We start from the raw sequence: 16,395 nt of genomic DNA on the forward strand, positions 1-16,395 counted from the left end.
CAGGCCATCGAAACAGGCTACAAACTACCTGACAAAACCGCCTGGCAATCCGCCACGCACCAACCATCGGACAATCGGCGCCGATCAGGCCCCCGCCAGGGGCGCCGCAACTATTCCCACCTATAATTCCACACCAACGGCCAGACCGTCGACAAGCGTCGATCCGGGTGAGCCAGGATTGTTTTTCGCCCAAAACCAGTAATCGGTTAAATCATTCGTCCGAACTGCCGCTAGTACTAGCTACGGTACAACCGATGAGATCCACCCAGGGGACCGAACCAAGTGACTGAACGCATTCTGCTGGTAGATGACGAGCCCTTCATTCTCTCCGGTTACCGCCGTGGCCTGGGCCGGCAGTTCACGATCGACACCGCCACCAGCGGTGCCGAGGCCCTGGCGCTGTTCGACGCGGCCGGCGACGAACCCTACGCGGTGGTGGTTTCGGACATGCGGATGCCGGAGATGGACGGGGTGACGCTGTTCAAACGCCTGGCCATCGCCCACCCCAATGCCATCCGCATCATGCTGACCGGCGATTCCGACCAGCAGACCGCCATGGATGCCGTCAATCAGGGGCATGTGTTCAAATTCCTCGCCAAACCCTGCGCCGTCGCGGATCTCAAGGCAGCGCTGGAGGAGGCGCAGGCACTGTATCGTGAGGAACGCCGGCGCGACGCCGCGGCACGGAAGGACGCGATCGAGGTGCAGCACCTCAGCGCCCGGCTTTCTCACCAGTCACGCCACGACATCCTGACCGGACTGGCCAACCGCCACGCCTTTGAACTGCGCCTGGCAAACTCCCTGGAAGCGGCCCGGCAGGAGGGGCGCCAGCACGTCTTCTGCTTTATCGATGTCGACCATTTCCACCGCATCAACGACGCCTGCGGCCATACCGCCGGGGATGAGCTGCTGCGGCAAGTGGGGGGGCTGCTGTCGCAACAGCGGCGTAGCGGCGATCTGGCGGCGCGCCTGGGCAGTGACCAGTTCGGCCTGATCCTGAGCGACTGCAGTCTGGATGACGGCCGGCAGATTATCCAGCAGCTGCACCAGCAGATGAAACAGTTCGTGTTCCGCTGGGAGGCGGGCAGTTATGACCTGAGTGTCAGTATCGGCCTGGTGCCGGTCACCCGTGAGAGCGACAGCGTGGCCGCCCTGTTCAGCGCCGCCGAGACCGCCTGCAACGTGGCCAAGGATCAGGGCAGAAACCGTATCCACATAGGTGACGCCCAGGATGCCCAGCTGACCCGGCGCCTCACCGAGATCCAGTGGATCAGCCGCATCAACAAGGCCCTCGGCGAAAATCGTTTCCACCTCTACTACCAGACCATCGAACCAATCAACCCGGTGGAGAGCGAGGGGGAACACTACGAGATCCTGCTGCGCATGGAGGGGGATGACGGGCAGATCATCCCGCCGGGCGAGTTTCTGCCGGCGGCGGAACATTACCACTTGTCACCGCAGATCGACCGCTGGGTGATCCGCAACACCATCGGCTGGCTCGATGACCATCCGGATCAGCTGCAGGCCCTGTCGCTCTGCTCCATCAACCTCTCCGGGCTCTCGATCGGCGATGAGGAGATGTTGGGGTTCATCCAGGAGACCCTGGGGAATTCCGCGGTCCCGCCGGGCAAGATCTGTTTCGAGGTGACCGAGACGGCGGCCATCGCCCACCTGGATGCGGCGGTCAATTTCATGCAGACCCTGAAGGCGACCGGCATCCGTTTCTCCCTGGATGACTTCGGTACCGGCCTCTCCTCCTTCGCCTACCTGCGCACCCTGCCGGTGGATTTTCTCAAGATCGACGGCATGTTCGTGCGCCATATCGACCGCAATATCATCGACTGGACCCTGGTCAAGTCGATCAACGACATGGGCCAGATCATGGGCAAGCAGACCATCGCCGAGTTCGTGGAGAATGAGGACATCTACAACCAGCTGCACGAGATCGGCGCCAACTATGCCCAGGGCTATCTGCTGAGCAGGCCGAGCCCGCTGTGCGACAAGGGGATACTGGTGCTGGAGCAAGAGTCGTAAGGGCCGCGGAAAATCTGTAGGATGCGGTGAGTAAAACGAACCGCATCATCAAGGCGGATGGGTGGAGCGCCCCCTCCCATGTGGTGTCTACCGGCACTTTCCAGGCGCGTAACCCATCATGTCCCCAGACCCGAAGATGGGTTACGGCGCCACCGGTCGCCGTGGATACCTCCAACAACGGCGCCGCGCGCCTCCACCCATCCTACTCACTATGGCGCGGAGTCAGGTCTCCGCCGGCATGGCGATCTTGATCGGCTCCTTGACCCGGTGCACGTCGTGATAATTCACCAGCCGCTGGATCATGGTCTCGGTCAGCTTCTGTCCCGCGGTGATCAGGGTAAGGCCTTCCACCGTCTCCACCGGGTTGATCAGCACCGCGCCCGGCGTAAGGGCGCCGACCGCCACGTGAATCGGTGGCAGCAGCTTCTCCTCCTCTTCCGCCGCCATGAAGAACCAGCCCACCGTCTGCAGCACCTTGGGATCATAGCGCCCGGGGTGGCCGCCCATCTGTTTCAGCGAGGCACTGGTGGCGATGCCCTTCTCCTCCTGCACCAACAGCTCATGCAGCACCTTCAGAATCCGGCTCTCCAGCGGGATCTCGTCACCGCCCAGGGTATCCTTGGGAAAGCCGCTGCCGTCAAAATTCTTGCGCTGGTAGAGAATGATCCGGGCGACCCGTTCCAGGCGCGGGATATTGGCCAGCAGGTTGCTGCTGGTCTCGGGCAGCCGCTCGATCACCAGCTGTTCCGCCGGCCCCAGGGGCTTGGAGGCGCGCACCTTGGCCAGGGTCTGGGGCGGCAGGGTGACGTAGGCGATCTTGGAGAGCATGGCCGCCATCTCGATGTCCCAGGTGGACATCAGGCGCATGGCGCGGGCGATCTCCCGCGCCGTCTCGCGCAACTCGGTCAGTTTGCCGAAGGTCTCCGGGGCCACCATGGAGAGGATGTCGGTGAGCAGCTTGATGGAGCCGTTGACCGTGCCCTCCAGCAGCTCCTGTTCGGCCTTGATCAGGCGATACTGTTGCAGGGCCGCCTCCACGTTCTCCACCAGCAGGGAGAGTGGACAAGGCTTGTTCATGAAGCGGAACACCGCCCCCTGGTTCACCGCATCGATGGCGGTCTGCTGGTCGGCATTACCGGTGAGCATCAGCCGCACGCTGTTTGGCGACAGCTCTCGGGCCTGGCGCAGAAACTCGACCCCATCCATCTCCGGCATGCGCATGTCGGAGACGATCACGGCGAACTCCTCGCTCCCCTTGATCAGCTCCAGCGCCTCGGTGCCGCTCAGGGCGGTGGCGACCACATACTGTTTTCTGAGCTGGCGCTTGATGGCGCTGAGGATGTTCTCCTCATCATCGACAAACAGGACCCGCGCCGCCATCAGCCGGCCTCCGTCAGCTGTCTGTGGTAGATTTCGCGCCACTCATCCAGCCGGTCCGCCACCCCGGAAGCCTCCAGGTAGGCCATGTCCAGCCCGGCGGGGATGACCGCCGCATCGCTGGAGTTGACCGAGGTAATGGCGTCCGCCACGTGCACCGCCAACAGCGGGGAGAACCCGAAATGCTCGGACAGTTGCGGCTCGTGGTGATAGGCCACCGCCTCCACCAAGCTGTCCGGCAACGCCCACAGGCCGAGCAGGTAGGCGCCGACCCGCCCATGGTCGACGCGGAACACCGCCCGTTCCGCCTCCAGCAGCTCGGCCTTGCAGTCATTCACCTGGTCAAAGAACTGCTGGTATTCGTTTGGCAGGCTCTGCACCAGGATCAGCTTGCCGATATCATGCAGCAGCCCCGCCAGCAGGGAGTCCTCCACCACCTGTTTCTCGGCCCCCACGGATTCGGCGATCGCCCGGGCCAGCCGCGACACCTGCAGGCTGTGACGATGCAGCGCCTCCAGGGTGAAGCCGCCGACGTTCAAGGTCTTGGGATCGAACTGCATGAAGACCCCCGCCGACAGCACCAGCCCGCGCAGCGTCTCGGTACCCAGCATGGTGGCCGCCTGCACCGGATTGGAGATGTGATGGCCGACCCCGAAGAAGGCCGAATTGACCATCTGCAGGATCTTCGAGACCATGGCCGGATCCTGGCCGATCACCTCGCCCACCCGCTGCACCGACACCCGGTCGGCGTTGAGCAGATTGGTCAGCTCCACATAGAGCTTCGGCAGGGTCGGCAACGAGCGGATCTGCGACACCAGCGCCTGCATGCGCTCATCCGCCACCAGCGATTTCAGCTTGAGGGAACGGATGATGACCTGCCTGATCACATCGGCATCGCAGGGCTTGGAGAGGAACTGGTGGGCGTAGGGCACCGCCTTGAGAATCAGCGCCTCGTCCGAATGGCCGGACAGGACCAGGCGGATCATATCCGGGTAGCTGTCCGAGAGCCGCTCCAGCAGTTCCGCCCCGTTCATCCCCGGCATGCGCATATCCGACACCACCACATCAAAGTGATTCTCGGCGGCAAGCTGGAGGGCCTCCTCAGCGGAGGCGGCGAAGGCCATCTCCCAGACATCGCGCTGGCTGCGTAAGGATCTTTTCAGGCCGTCCAGCAGGTGCTGTTCATCGTCCACAAAGAGAATCCTGCTTTTCATTTCACTGTTCCTTGTCCTTGTCCTGGCCACTCCACTTGCCCACCTCCTTGGTGGTGTACAAGGGGTCAAATACCTTGGTGATAATGTCATCGGCTATGCCCGCGCCGTTATCGGCAATAATCACCTCCAGCCACTCCGCCCGCCGCCGGGTAGCGATGCCGAGCAACTCCCGGGCCGCATCAGACCGGGCTATGCTGTCACTTATAGCATGGGCGGCGTTGACAATCATATTCAGGAACACCTGATTGAGTCCCTGCGCATAACCCGGCGTGCCGTCCGTGCCACCCTGTCAGCCAATTTTCAGCACCTGCTCAAACACCCGGCCCGCCACGTCCGGCCGCTCAGTCGGCCTGCCGGGTCGACTCCAGCGGCAGGGTCACCACGAAAACCGCGCCCCCCTCGGGATTGTCCTCCACCCGCAGGGTGCCGCCGTGCTGCTCCACTACCGTGGTATAGGCGATGCAAAGCCCCTGCCCGGTGCCCTTGCCCACCGCCTTGGTGGTAAAGAAGGGGTCGAAGATGCGCCCCTTGATCTCTTCCGGCACCCCGGTGCCGCTGTCGCTCACCCGGACCTCGACCTGGCCGTGTACCAGGCGTGTGGAGATGCCGATGGTCCCCATGCGCTCGGCGGATGCCTCCAGGTGGTCGGCAATCGCATGGGCGGCATTGACGATCAGATTGAGGAACACCTGGTTGATCTGATCCGGCACACAGAGGATCTTCGGCAGCTCCTCGGCCAGATCGGGCTGGATCTCCGCCACGTATTTCCACTCGTTGCGGGAGACCTCCAGGGTGGTGCGGATCGCCCGGTTGATATCGGTCTCCACCTTACCCACCATTCCGGGATGGGAGAACTCCTTCATCGCCCGCACGATCTTGCTGATCCGGCCCACCCCCTCGATCGCCTGATCGATGGCGCGGGGAATCTCCTGCTCGAGAAACTCCAGATCGATCGCCGCCTCCTTCTCGCGCACCGGGGTGACCAGGTGGGTTAGACCGTCCTGGGATTCCAGCGTCCGGGCCAGTTCAGCATAGCTATCGATCAGCCCCTTCAGGTCGCTGAAGGCCTCTTTCAGAAACTGGGTGTTGTCACCGACGAACTGGGTGGGGGTGTTGATCTCATGGGAGATGCCGGCCGCCAGCTGCCCGATCGACTCCAGCTTCTGCGCCTGGCGCAGCTGCACCTCCATCAACTGGCGCTCCTGTTCCGCCTTCTTGCGTTCCGAGATGTCGCGGATGATGCCGATCACATGCCACTGCCCCTTCAGCAGCAGCGAGGAGATGGAGAGCTCGATCGGGAACGCCGTACCGCTTTTTCTCAACGCATTCAGTTCGATGGTGCGCCCGGCGGAGCGGCCCCTGCCGGGCCGCGTGAGTTGCTCCACCAGGCTGGAAAACTGGTCCCGGCTGGCGCCCGGCTCGATCCAGTCGTCCAGCCGTTGGCCGACGATATCCTGGACCTCGAAGCCGAACATGGACTCGGAGGCCATGTTCCAGAAGATCACCTCCTCGTCCTGGTTCACCATCACGATGGCATCCTGGGCCGAATTGGCCATGGCCGAGAACTTCTCCTCGCTCTCCTTCAGGGCCGCCTGGGAGCGCTTCTCTTCCGAGTTGTCCCAATACATGCCGAACACCCCGATCACCTCACCCCGGGCATCGCGCAGTGGTGCCTTCAGGCGGTGGTAGGAGGCCTCGTGGCCCTGGTAGGTGCGCAGCACATCCGCCGCCAGGGTCTCACCGGTGTGCATCACCCGGTGATCCTCATCAACAAACTGCGCGGCCATCTCCGGTGGATAAAAGTCACTGTCCATGCGGCCGTTGATATCACCGGACTGAATACCGAGGTCGCCCGCATAGAGCCGGTTGCAGGCGACGTAGCGGGAGTTGCGATCCTTGTAGAAGAGGCGTTGCGGCAGGTTTTCGATCAGGCTCTGGTAGTGGCTCTCCTGCTGCCCCTCGAAGCGCTTGCGCTCGATGATGCCGGCGATCACCAGGGCGGCGGTCTCCAGGAACCGCTCCTCCTCGTCGCTGCGCACATGGCCTTCGGGCAGGTAGAGCACCATTACCCCCAGCACCGCGGCGCCGGAGATGATTGGCACGTTGTAGTGGCCGTGGGGCTTAATGCCGTCGAAGCTGATCTCGTGGCGCTCGTCGATAGCGTCGGCGTGGATGATCCGGCGCTCCACGGCGGCCCGCCCGCACAGGCAGCTGCCGAAGGGGATGCGCTTACAAAGGGTCTTCAGCGGCTCGGCCAGATGCCGCTCCACCAGCAGTTCGAGCTCGCGCTTCTCCTGATTGGCGAGAAAGATCGCCCCGGAGGGCTGCAGGGCGGAAAAGGGGGCGGTCAGGATGATGGCCAGGGCATCCCCGAGACAGTCACGCAACGGCCGATTGGCCAACTGGATCTGCAGCAGCAGCACCAACACCAAGTGCAGACCGCTCTCCCTGGCGGCGCGTTCCCAATCGGTATATTGCCCATCACTCATCGATCAATCCTTCGGCCCTCCCGTGATCCGGCGGAGGTCCATCTCCGGGCGGCCCTGATGGCGGTGTGCGACCAGCGGTCCTGTATCGCCACTACCGGGAGCCCATTACGAAGTATAAAGACCAGAAGTCCCTAATTGTCATCGGCAGTGGGATGAATTTCTGTAACTATTCGGCGGGAGATAAAGTCGTTCAATCGGCAGGCCCGCCAGGGCAATGACAGTGGGAGGCGTCGTGTAACCAAGGACCCGCGCAAGAATCCACGGCCTTGGGTCAAGTTCTTTATGCGCACCATCCCTCAAACAGAAACGACCACCCTACATCTGCTTCGGGCCAAGTTCAGCATGAGAAACCGCGGCGAAGCAGCACGTTCGCTGCGTGGACACCTTGACTCCGACCTTCGTGGCTCAGGTGCTGGCGGAATAGCTGCCGATGAAGCGCACGGCAACGCCGCGCTCCACCAGGATCTCGGCCGTCAGCTCGATGCGGCTGCGTTTGCCGGCGCGGAGGTTTTCGATAAAGGCTTCATAGCTGCCATCCGCCGGCAGCCGGCAGCGGGCCCTGATCTCACCGCGCACCGGCAGGCGGTAGCTGATCCGGGCATCCCCCAGGACGCTGTGGGCGTGCAGCCCCTCGTCCTCGTACTTCAGGTGCAGCATCCCCCAGCAGACCACCGCGCAGATGCTGTAGAGGCTGCCGCCGAAGGCGGTGCCGTGGATATTGATATTGGGTGCGAAGTCGGCCAGGAACACCAGCTCGCGGCCGTCATGCTCCTCCACCCGCACCCCCATGGTACGGGTCAGGGGCAGCTCACGGTGCAGGGTCTCCTGCAGCAGCGCCAGTCGCTGTTTCATATTTTCACCGGCATATGCCGATAGACGGCGGGGAGCTGCCCCGCGGCATCATAGCTGACGTCCAGATCGCGCAGGATGCCGTCTCGGATACTGTAGATCCAGCCGTGTACCGAGAGTGGCTGGCCGCGGCTCCAGGCATCCTGGACGATGGTGGTGCGGGTCAGGTTGGCGACTTGTTCGATGACATTCAGCTCGCACAGGATATCCACCCGCTCCTCCTGATCGATACAGGCCTCGAAGCGCGCCTGATGGCGGAAATAGACATCCTTGATATTGCGGATCCAGTTGTCGATCAGCCCCAGGGGGCGGTTGTGCAGCGCCGCCGCGACGCCGCCGCAGCCGTAGTGGCCGCAGACGATGATGTGTTTCACCCGCAGCACCTCCACCGCGTACTGCACCACCGAGAGGCAGTTGAGGTCGGTGTGGATCACCATGTTGGCGACATTGCGGTGGACGAAAATCTCGCCGGGGAGCAGGCCGGTGATCTGATTGGCCGGCACCCGGCTGTCGGAACAGCCGATCCAGAGGTACTCCGGCGACTGCTGTTTGGACAGCTTGTCGAAAAAGGCCGGGTCCTCCGCCTTGATGCGGGCCGCCCAGTCGGCGTTGTATTCAAACAGCTGTTCGATGGTGGCCATGGTCAACCTTGTGTTCAGAAACCGCGTTGGGGTGAGCTTGCGCACCCCAACGGACTACGCCGCGCGGCAAGTATCGGCAAATTCACCGCCGCGGGCAAGGGGGGTTGTCTACGCCTGCTCCAGCTCCACCAGGGTGCCGCAGAAATCCTTCGGATGCAGGAACAGCACCGGCTTGTTGTGGGCGCCGATCCGGATATCCCCCAGTACCCGCGCCCCGGCCGCCCGCATCTTTTCCGCCGCCGCCCGGATGTCCGCCACCTCGTAGCAGAGGTGGTGCACCCCGCCAGCGGGGTTGTTCTCCAGAAACCTGGCGATGGGCGACTCCTCACCCAAAGGATAGAGCAACTCGATCTTGGTATTGGGCAACTCCACGAACACCGTGACCACGCCGTGCTCGGGCAGTTCCAGGGGTTCGGAAACCCGGGCGCCCAGGGTGTCCCGGTAGATGGCCGTGGCGGCCGCCAGGTCGGGCACCACGATGGCGACGTGATTCAGTTTTCCGATCATTGGTATCACCTCTGAAGAATAATGGTCTCGTGCGTCAAATATGCATTCCCACGCGGAGAGACTGTGAAAGTATTCAGGCTGATCAACGCGGCAAAAAAATTGACCGCCTGAGAAGCCCGTAGAGAGGCGATCGCCATCTCGGGAAGGGTTTGGGTACCCCCCTTTTTGCGTCATTTGGCAATTCTTTCACAGTCTCGGAGCGTGGGAACGAGGAGGATACCGGGGTCGCCGTGACATACCCTGGCGATCCGATCCGGCCAAGCCCTCATTCAGGCAGCCGCTCATCGCGTAGAAAGGCCCTCAGCAGCTGGGCGGCCGCCAAGGTCGGGGGCAGGGTGCCGGCGATCACCGCCTGCTCCAGTTGCGGGATCAGCCGCGCCACCCGGGCATCCGCGCGCAGGGCGCCGAGCAGGTTCTCCGCCGTTTCGCTCCACATCCACGCCTTGGCCTGCTGGGCGCGCCGCCGGGCCAGCTCGCCGCTGGCGGTGAGCAGTTCGTGAAAGCGGCACACCGTCTGCCACGCCTCGGCGATGCCGCGCCCCTCCAGGGCGGAACAGGTCTTGACCGGCACCCGCCAGTCGCGGGTGCGCGGATGCAGCAGTTTCAGGGCGTGGATATAGTCGCTGGCCGAGTGGTTGGCGGTGGCCACCAGGTCGCCGTCCGCCTTGTTCACCAGCACCAGGTCGGCCAACTCCATGATGCCGCGCTTGATCCCCTGCAGGTCGTCGCCGCCGCCCGGCAGCAACAGCAGCAGGAACATGTCTGTCATGTCGGCCACCGCGGTCTCCGACTGGCCGACCCCCACCGTCTCGACGATCACCACGTCGAAACCGGCCGCCTCGCACAGCAGCAGGGTCTCCCGGGTGCGCCGGGTAACGCCCCCCAGGGTTCTACCCGCCGGAGAGGGGCGGATGAAGGCGTCGCGCGCCCGCGACAGCTCCTCCATGCGCGTCTTGTCGCCGAGGATCGAGCCGCCGCTGAGGGCGGAGGAGGGGTCCACCGCCAGCACCGCCAGCTTATGACCCTGCTCCAGGATGTGCAGCCCGGCGGCCTCGATGAAGGTGGACTTGCCGGCCCCCGGCACGCCGCTGATGCCGATGCGAATCGAGTTGCCGGCATGCGGCGTCAGCCGCTCCAGCAGGGCATTGGCCTGGACCCGATGCTCGGGCCGGGTCGATTCCACCAGGGTGATGGCGCGTGCCAGCGCCCTGCGGTTGCCCGCCAGCAGCTGTTCGGCCAATTGTTCCGTGTCCGTCATTTGAAATCCACTGCCTAAATTCGCGGCTAACAATCCTGCCCTCTATGACTCTCACTCGAACTCGATAATCACCTGATCCACGCTCAGGCTGTCACCGACCTGGGCCTGGATGCTGCCGACCACGCCATCCTGCACGGCACGCAGCACGTTTTCCATCTTCATCGCCTCGATCACCGCCAGCTCTTCCCCGGCCTTGACCTCCTGCCCCTCCTCCACCGACACCTTGACCAGCAGCCCGGGCATGGGCGAGAGCAGGAACCGGGAGAGATCCGGCGCCTCCTTCTCCGGCATCAGGGCATGCAGCTCCGCCGCCCGGGCGGCCATCACCAGGGCGTCGGTCTGGTTGCCGCGATGGGTCAGCCGCAGCCACAGCCCCTTGCGTTCCACCTGGAAGCAGGCCGACTCGCCATTGATGGTACTGTGCAGTAGCAGCTGGCCCAGCGCCCACTCGGTGGTCACCGCATAGCGCTCGCCGTTGTACTCCACCTGATAACCGCCATCGGCCGGTGCCGTCAGCACATGGTGCTGTACCCCGTCGACCACCACCACCCACTCGTCGTGGACCCTGCGCTCATGGCCGCGCAGCTGGCCGCTGAGCCGGGCGGCCCGGTCCATGTACTGGCGATGGATCATGGCGGCGACGACGATCGCCTTGGCCGGGTCGTCCTGGGGCACGCAGGAGGCGTCGAAGCCGTCCGGGTACTCCTCGGCAATGAAGTTGGTGGTGAGCCGCCCTTCGATAAAGCGCGGGTGTACCATCAGGGCATTTAGGAAGCTGATGTTGTGCCGCACGCCGCGGATACAGTAGGCATCCAGGGCGTCCTGCATACGGTGGATCGCCTCATTGCGATCCGCCCCGTAGGTGATCAGCTTGGCGATCATCGGGTCGTAGTACATGGAGACCTCGCCACCCTCGTAGACACCGGTGTCGACCCGCACATGCTCGCCCACCGGCGGCTCGTATTTGACCAGGCGGCCGATGGAGGGGAGGAAGTTGCGGAACGGGTCCTCGGCATAGACCCGCGACTCCATGGCCCAGCCGGTCAGTTTCACATCCTCCTGCCGGAGCGGCAGCTCCTCACCGTCGGCGACGCGGATCATCAGCTCCACCAGGTCCTGGCCGGTGACCAGTTCGGTGACCGGGTGCTCCACCTGCAGGCGGGTGTTCATCTCCAGGAAATAGAAGTTGCGCTTGGCATCGACAATGAACTCCACGGTACCGGCGGAGCGGTACTCCACCGCCTTGGCCAGGCGTACCGCCTGTTCGCCCATCTGTTTGCGGGTCGCCTCGTCGATGAACGGCGAGGGGGCCTCCTCGATCACCTTCTGATGGCGCCGCTGGATCGAGCACTCGCGCTCCCCCAGGTAGATCACGTTGCCGTGGGTGTCGGCCATCACCTGGATCTCGATGTGGCGCGGCTCTTCGATGAACTTCTCGATGAACACCCGATCGTCACCGAAACTGGAGCGCGCCTCGTTGGTGGCACGCTCGAAGCCGTCGCGGCACTCCGCCTCGTTCCAGGCCACCCGCATGCCCTTGCCGCCGCCCCCCGCGGAGGCCTTGAGCATCACCGGATAGCCGATGCCGTTGGAGATCTCCACCGCCTGTTCGGCGTCCCGCACCACGTCGGTATAGCCGGGGATCACATTGACCCCGGCCTGCGCCGCCAAGTTCTTGGAGGTAATCTTGTCGCCCATGCTATTGATGGCCAGGGTGGCCGGGCCGATAAAGGCGATGCCCTCCTTCTCCAGCGCCTCGCAGAACACCGAGTTCTCGGACAGGAAACCGTACCCCGGGTGCACCGCCTGGGCGCCGGTATCGCGGCACGCCTGGATGATGCGCTCCATCACCAGGTAACTCTCGGAAGAGGCGGCAGGGCCGATGTGCACCGCCTCGTCCGCCAGCTTCACGTGCAGCGCCTCGCGGTCGGCATCCGAGAAGACCGCCACGGTCTTGACGCCCATCTTGCGGGCAGTCCTGATCACCCGGCAGGCAATCTCACCACGGTTAGCTATCAGTATTTTTTCAAACATATTTTATGTCTCTGTTTGTTAGCCGCGAATGAACGCAAATAAACGCGAATAGGTAAAAGGTTATCTACCCGTACCTGTAGGGTGGATAAGCGTCAGCGCATCCACCATTATCCGGCCTGTGGCGGTGGATGCGCAGGCTTATCCACCCTACATATTCAGCGCTTCGAACGTCGATAAGTGCCATCCAGCTTTCCACTCAAGCTTCGGGCTCCCCGGTACCCGATCCCCTACAGCGGGATGTTGCCGTGCTTGCGCCAGGGATTCTCCAGCTTCTTATCCTTGAGCATGGCCAGCGAGCGGCAGATGCGCTTGCGGGTGCTGTGCGGCATGATCACGTCATCGATAAAGCCGCGGCTGCCGGCGACGAAGGGGTTGGCGAACTTCTCCCGGTACTCCTCGGTGCGGGCGGCGATCTTCTCCTGGTTGCCCAGGTCCTGGCGGAAGATGATCTCCACCGCGCCCTTCGGTCCCATCACCGCGATCTCGGCGGTCGGCCAGGCCAGGTTGACGTCGCCGCGCAGGTGTTTGGAGGCCATCACGTCGTAGGCGCCGCCGTAGGCCTTGCGGGTGATCACGGTGATCTTGGGCACCGTGGCCTCGGCGTAGGCGTAGAGCAGTTTGGCGCCGTGCTTGATGATGCCGGCGTACTCCTGGCTGGTGCCCGGCAGGAAACCCGGCACGTCCACCAGGGTGACCACCGGGATGTTGAAGGCGTCGCAGAAGCGTACGAAGCGGGCCGCCTTGCGCGACGAGTCGATGTCCAGGCAGCCGGCCAGCACCATCGGCTGGTTGGCGACGATGCCGACGCTGGAACCCTGCAGGCGGCCGAAGCCGGTGATGATGTTGGCGGCGTAGTCTGGCTGGATCTCGAAGAAGTCGTTGTCGTCGACCATCTTGGTGATCAGCTCCATCATGTCGTAGGGCTTGTTGGGGTCGGCCGGCACCAGGGTGTCCAGGGAGGGGATCTTGCGGTCGGCCGGATCGTCGGTCGGCCACACCGGCGGCAGCTGCTTGTTGTTGGCCGGCAGGAAGTTGACGAAGCGGCGCAACATCAGCAACGCCTCCACGTCGTTCTCGAATGCCAGGTCGGCCACCCCGGACTTGCTGGTGTGGGTCAGCGCCCCGCCCAGTTGCTCCGCCGTCACGCTCTCGTGGGTCACGGTCTTGACCACCTCCGGACCGGTGACGAACATGTAGGAGGTGTCCTTGACCATGAAGATGAAGTCGGTCATGGCGGGGGAGTAGACCGCGCCGCCGGCACAGGGCCCCATGATCATGGAGATCTGCGGCACCACGCCGGAGGCCAGCACATTGCGCTGGAACACGTCGGCATAACCGGCCAGCGACTCCACCCCCTCCTGGATGCGCGCGCCGCCCGAGTCGTTGAGGCCGATCACCGGCGCGCCCACCTTCATGGCGTGATCCATGATCTTGCAGATCTTCTGCGCATGGGCGGCGGAGAGGGAGCCACCGAACACGGTGAAGTCCTGGCTGAAGACGAACACCAGGCGGCCGCTGACGGTGCCGTAGCCGGTCACCACGCCGTCACCCGGGATTCGTTGCTTCTCCATGCCGAATTCGCTGCAGCCGTGCTCGACGAACATGTCCCACTCTTCGAACGAGCCGGGATCCAGGAACAGCTCGATTCGCTCGCGCGCGGTCAGTTTGCCCTTGGCATGCTGGCTTTCGATGCGTCTCTCGCCGCCGCCATTCACCGCGGCCGCGCGCTTCTCATCGAGCCGGCTAATCATATCTTGCATGAATCTCTCCTCAAGCTTGAACGGTGGCGTTGCCACCTGACACCTCCCCGTCTCGGGGGAGGGGCGTATTCTTGTACTCTCAGCCGTCCTGGCGGCGTCGGATCAGGGCCAGCAGCTCCGCCGCCGAGGCCGGGATGTGGGTGCCGGGGCCGTAGACCGCGGCCACCCCCATCTCCAGCAGCAGCGGGTAATCCTTGGGCGGGATCACGCCGCCGCAGACCACCAGGATATCCTCGGCCCCCTCCGCCTTGAGGGCCGCGATCAGGGCCGGCACCAGGGTCTTGTGACCGGCCGCCAGGGACGAGACGCCGACCACGTGCACATCGTTTTCCGCCGCCTGGCGGGCCGCCTCCTCGGGGGTCTGGAACATCGGGCCGATGTCCACGTCGAAACCGAGATCGGCGTAGGCGGTGGCGATCACCTTGGCGCCGCGGTCATGCCCGTCCTGGCCCATCTTCACCACCAGCATGCGCGGGCGGCGCCCCTGCTCCTCGGCAAAGGCGGCAATCTCCCGCTTGATCATCTCGAACCCCTCGTCGCCCTCGTAGGCGGAACCGTAGACCCCGGAGACCGAGCGGGTGATCGCCTTGTGCCGGTTGTAGACCGACTCCAGGGCATCGGAGATCTCGCCCACCGTGGCGCGGGCGCGAGCCGCGTCCACCGCCAACGCCAGCAGGTTGCCGCTGCCATCTTTGGCCGCCGCCACCAGCGCATCCAGGGCCGCCTGATGGGCCGCCGGATCGCGGCTGGCGCGGATCCGCTGCAGCCGCGCCACCTGGGATTCGCGCACCGCCGTGTTGTCGATATCCAGCACATCGATCTCCGGCTCCTGGGCCAGCTGGTACTTGTTGACACCGACGATCACCTCTTCGCCGCGGTCGATGCGCGCCTGGCGCAGCGCGGCCGCCTCCTCGATGCGCAGCTTGGGCATGCCGGACTCCACCGCCCTGGTCATGCCGCCCAGCGCCTCGACCTCGTCGATCAGGGCGCGCGCCTCCTCCACCATGGCGTTGGTCAGGCTCTCCACGTAATAGGAGCCGGCCAGCGGGTCCACCACCTTGGTGATGCCGGTCTCTTCCTGGATCACCAGCTGGGTATTGCGGGCGATGCGCGCGGAGTTGTCGGTGGGCAGGGCCAGTGCCTCGTCGAAGGCGTTGGTATGCAGTGACTGGGTACCGCCCAGCACCGCCGCCATGGCCTCGATGGTGGTGCGCATGACGTTGTTGTAGGGGTCCTTGGCGGTCAGGCTGACGCCGGAGGTCTGGCAATGGGTACGCAGCATCCTGGAGCGCTCATCCCGGGGCTGGAAGTGCTGCTCCATCAGCTCCGACCAGAGCAGTCGCGCGGCGCGCAGCTTGGCCGCCTCCATGAAGAAGTTCATGCCGATGGCGAAGAAGAACGACAGCCGCGGCGCAAACTGGTCCACGTCCAGGCCCTTGGCCAAGGCGGCGCGCACATACTCCAGGCCGTCGGCGATGGTGAATGCCAGCTCCTGCACCAGGGTGGAGCCGGCCTCCTGCATGTGGTAGCCGGAGATGGAGATGGAGTTGAACTTGGGCATGTGCGCGGCGGTGTAGCCGATGATGTCGGCGACGATGCGCATCGACGGTTCCGGCGGGTAGATATAGGTGTTGCGTACCATGAACTCCTTGAGGATGTCATTCTGCAGGGTGCCGGCCAGCTTCTCCGGCGGCACCCCCTGCTCCTCGGCGGCGACGATGTAACTGGCCATCACCGGCAGCACCGCTCCGTTCATGGTCATGGAGACCGACACCTGGTCCAGCGGGATGCTGTCGAACAGGATCTTCATGTCCTCCACCGAGTCGATGGCCACCCCGGCCTTGCCCACGTCACCCACCACCCGCGGGTGGTCGGAGTCATAGCCGCGGTGGGTGGCCAGGTCGAACGCCACCGACAGTCCCTGCTGGCCGGCCGCCAGGTTGCGCCTGTAGAAGGCGTTGGACTCCTCGGCGGTGGAGAAGCCGGCATACTGGCGCACCGTCCACGGGCGACCCGCGTACATGGTGGCGCGCGGCCCGCGCAGGTAGGGGGCGAAGCCCGGCAGGCTGTCGATGTGCTCCAGCCCCCGCAGATCGGCGGCGGTATACAGCGGCTTGATGACGATCCCTTCCGGGGTCTGCCAGTTCAGCGCCTCCAGGGGGCGTCCGCGCAGCTCCTTCTCCGCCTGTTGTTTCCAGTCATCCAGCGTGGGTTTTGGCGATTTGGCCATGG

The 16,395-nt window shown here is 64.2% G+C and carries 11 protein-coding genes and 1 pseudogene; 1 reads left to right on the forward strand and 11 read right to left on the reverse strand.

Annotated features, from left to right (window positions below):
- Window positions 1-282: 282 nt before the first annotated feature.
- On the forward strand, window positions 283-2,034 hold the full coding sequence (locus tag O9K64_RS11125) for a putative bifunctional diguanylate cyclase/phosphodiesterase (protein ID WP_275098139.1): 1,752 nt from the start codon (window positions 283-285) through the stop codon (window positions 2,032-2,034).
- A 222-nt stretch (window positions 2,035-2,256) separates the two neighbouring features.
- Here O9K64_RS11125 and O9K64_RS11130 read toward each other — a convergent pair whose 3' ends face one another.
- The 11 genes and pseudogenes from O9K64_RS11130 to scpA all read right to left on the reverse strand — a co-directional run bounded on the left by O9K64_RS11130 (window position 2,257) and on the right by scpA (window position 16,393).
- Window positions 2,257-3,414: an HD domain-containing phosphohydrolase gene (locus O9K64_RS11130; RefSeq protein ID WP_275098140.1), complete on the reverse strand. Its 1,158-nt coding sequence runs from the start codon at window positions 3,412-3,414 to the stop codon at window positions 2,257-2,259.
- Complete coding sequence (locus O9K64_RS11135; RefSeq protein WP_275098141.1) at window positions 3,414-4,625, reverse strand: response regulator; 1,212 nt, start codon at window positions 4,623-4,625, stop codon at window positions 3,414-3,416. Before O9K64_RS11135 ends, O9K64_RS11130 begins: the two co-directional genes overlap by 1 nt.
- 1 nt (window position 4,626) lies before the next feature.
- A pseudogene (locus O9K64_RS11140) lies at window positions 4,627-4,872 on the reverse strand (ATP-binding protein); the annotation flags it as partial.
- A 94-nt stretch (window positions 4,873-4,966) separates the two neighbouring features.
- Complete coding sequence (locus O9K64_RS11145) at window positions 4,967-7,114, reverse strand: PAS domain S-box protein (protein WP_275098142.1); 2,148 nt, start codon at window positions 7,112-7,114, stop codon at window positions 4,967-4,969.
- A gap of 405 nt (window positions 7,115-7,519) precedes the next feature.
- A complete protein-coding gene (locus O9K64_RS11150; RefSeq protein ID WP_275098143.1) occupies window positions 7,520-7,966 on the reverse strand; it encodes a YiiD C-terminal domain-containing protein in 447 nt (148 codons plus the stop codon).
- A complete protein-coding gene (gene can / locus O9K64_RS11155; RefSeq protein WP_275098144.1) occupies window positions 7,963-8,604 on the reverse strand; it encodes a carbonate dehydratase in 642 nt (213 codons plus the stop codon). Before can ends, O9K64_RS11150 begins: the two co-directional genes overlap by 4 nt.
- 108 nt (window positions 8,605-8,712) lie before the next feature.
- Window positions 8,713-9,111 carry a methylmalonyl-CoA epimerase gene (gene mce / locus O9K64_RS11160; protein ID WP_275098145.1) on the reverse strand — a complete coding sequence of 133 codons (399 nt, stop codon included), beginning with the start codon at window positions 9,109-9,111 and terminating at the stop codon, window positions 8,713-8,715.
- Between the two features lie 265 nt (window positions 9,112-9,376).
- Window positions 9,377-10,369 (reverse strand): methylmalonyl Co-A mutase-associated GTPase MeaB, encoded by a 993-nt coding sequence (gene meaB / locus O9K64_RS11165; RefSeq protein ID WP_275098146.1) that lies wholly within the window; start codon window positions 10,367-10,369, stop codon window positions 9,377-9,379.
- A gap of 51 nt (window positions 10,370-10,420) precedes the next feature.
- A complete protein-coding gene (locus tag O9K64_RS11170; protein WP_275098147.1) occupies window positions 10,421-12,403 on the reverse strand; it encodes an acetyl-CoA carboxylase biotin carboxylase subunit in 1,983 nt (660 codons plus the stop codon).
- 227 nt (window positions 12,404-12,630) lie between these two features.
- Window positions 12,631-14,163 carry an acyl-CoA carboxylase subunit beta gene (locus O9K64_RS11175; protein WP_260292951.1) on the reverse strand — a complete coding sequence of 511 codons (1,533 nt, stop codon included), beginning with the start codon at window positions 14,161-14,163 and terminating at the stop codon, window positions 12,631-12,633.
- Window positions 14,164-14,242: 79 nt separating this feature from the next.
- The gene (scpA, locus tag O9K64_RS11180) at window positions 14,243-16,393 is read right to left on the reverse strand and encodes a methylmalonyl-CoA mutase (RefSeq protein ID WP_275098148.1); all 2,151 of its coding nucleotides are present in this window, start codon (window positions 16,391-16,393) and stop codon (window positions 14,243-14,245) included.
- Window positions 16,394-16,395: the final 2 nt, after the last annotated feature.

Origin of the sequence: Sedimenticola hydrogenitrophicus (assembly GCF_029017505.1) — a bacterium.
In the GTDB taxonomy this organism is placed as follows: domain Bacteria; phylum Pseudomonadota; class Gammaproteobacteria; order Chromatiales; family Chromatiaceae; genus Sedimenticola; species Sedimenticola hydrogenitrophicus_A.

Excerpts from the sequence above, each read along its gene's own strand:
- O9K64_RS11175 (WP_260292951.1), bottom strand. The coding sequence starts at position 14,163 with ATGCAAGATATGATTAGCCGGCTCGATGAGAAGCGCGCGGCCGCGGTG.
- O9K64_RS11135 (WP_275098141.1), bottom strand. The coding sequence starts at position 4,625 with ATGAAAAGCAGGATTCTCTTTGTGGACGATGAACAGCACCTGCTGGAC.
- mce (WP_275098145.1), bottom strand. The coding sequence starts at position 9,111 with ATGATCGGAAAACTGAATCACGTCGCCATCGTGGTGCCCGACCTGGCG.
- O9K64_RS11170 (WP_275098147.1), bottom strand. The coding sequence starts at position 12,403 with ATGTTTGAAAAAATACTGATAGCTAACCGTGGTGAGATTGCCTGCCGG.
- scpA (WP_275098148.1), bottom strand. The coding sequence starts at position 16,393 with ATGGCCAAATCGCCAAAACCCACGCTGGATGACTGGAAACAACAGGCG.
- O9K64_RS11145 (WP_275098142.1), bottom strand. The coding sequence starts at position 7,114 with ATGAGTGATGGGCAATATACCGATTGGGAACGCGCCGCCAGGGAGAGC.
- meaB (WP_275098146.1), bottom strand. The coding sequence starts at position 10,369 with ATGACGGACACGGAACAATTGGCCGAACAGCTGCTGGCGGGCAACCGC.
- O9K64_RS11150 (WP_275098143.1), bottom strand. The coding sequence starts at position 7,966 with ATGAAACAGCGACTGGCGCTGCTGCAGGAGACCCTGCACCGTGAGCTG.
- can (WP_275098144.1), bottom strand. The coding sequence starts at position 8,604 with ATGGCCACCATCGAACAGCTGTTTGAATACAACGCCGACTGGGCGGCC.
- O9K64_RS11130 (WP_275098140.1), bottom strand. The coding sequence starts at position 3,414 with ATGGCGGCGCGGGTCCTGTTTGTCGATGATGAGGAGAACATCCTCAGC.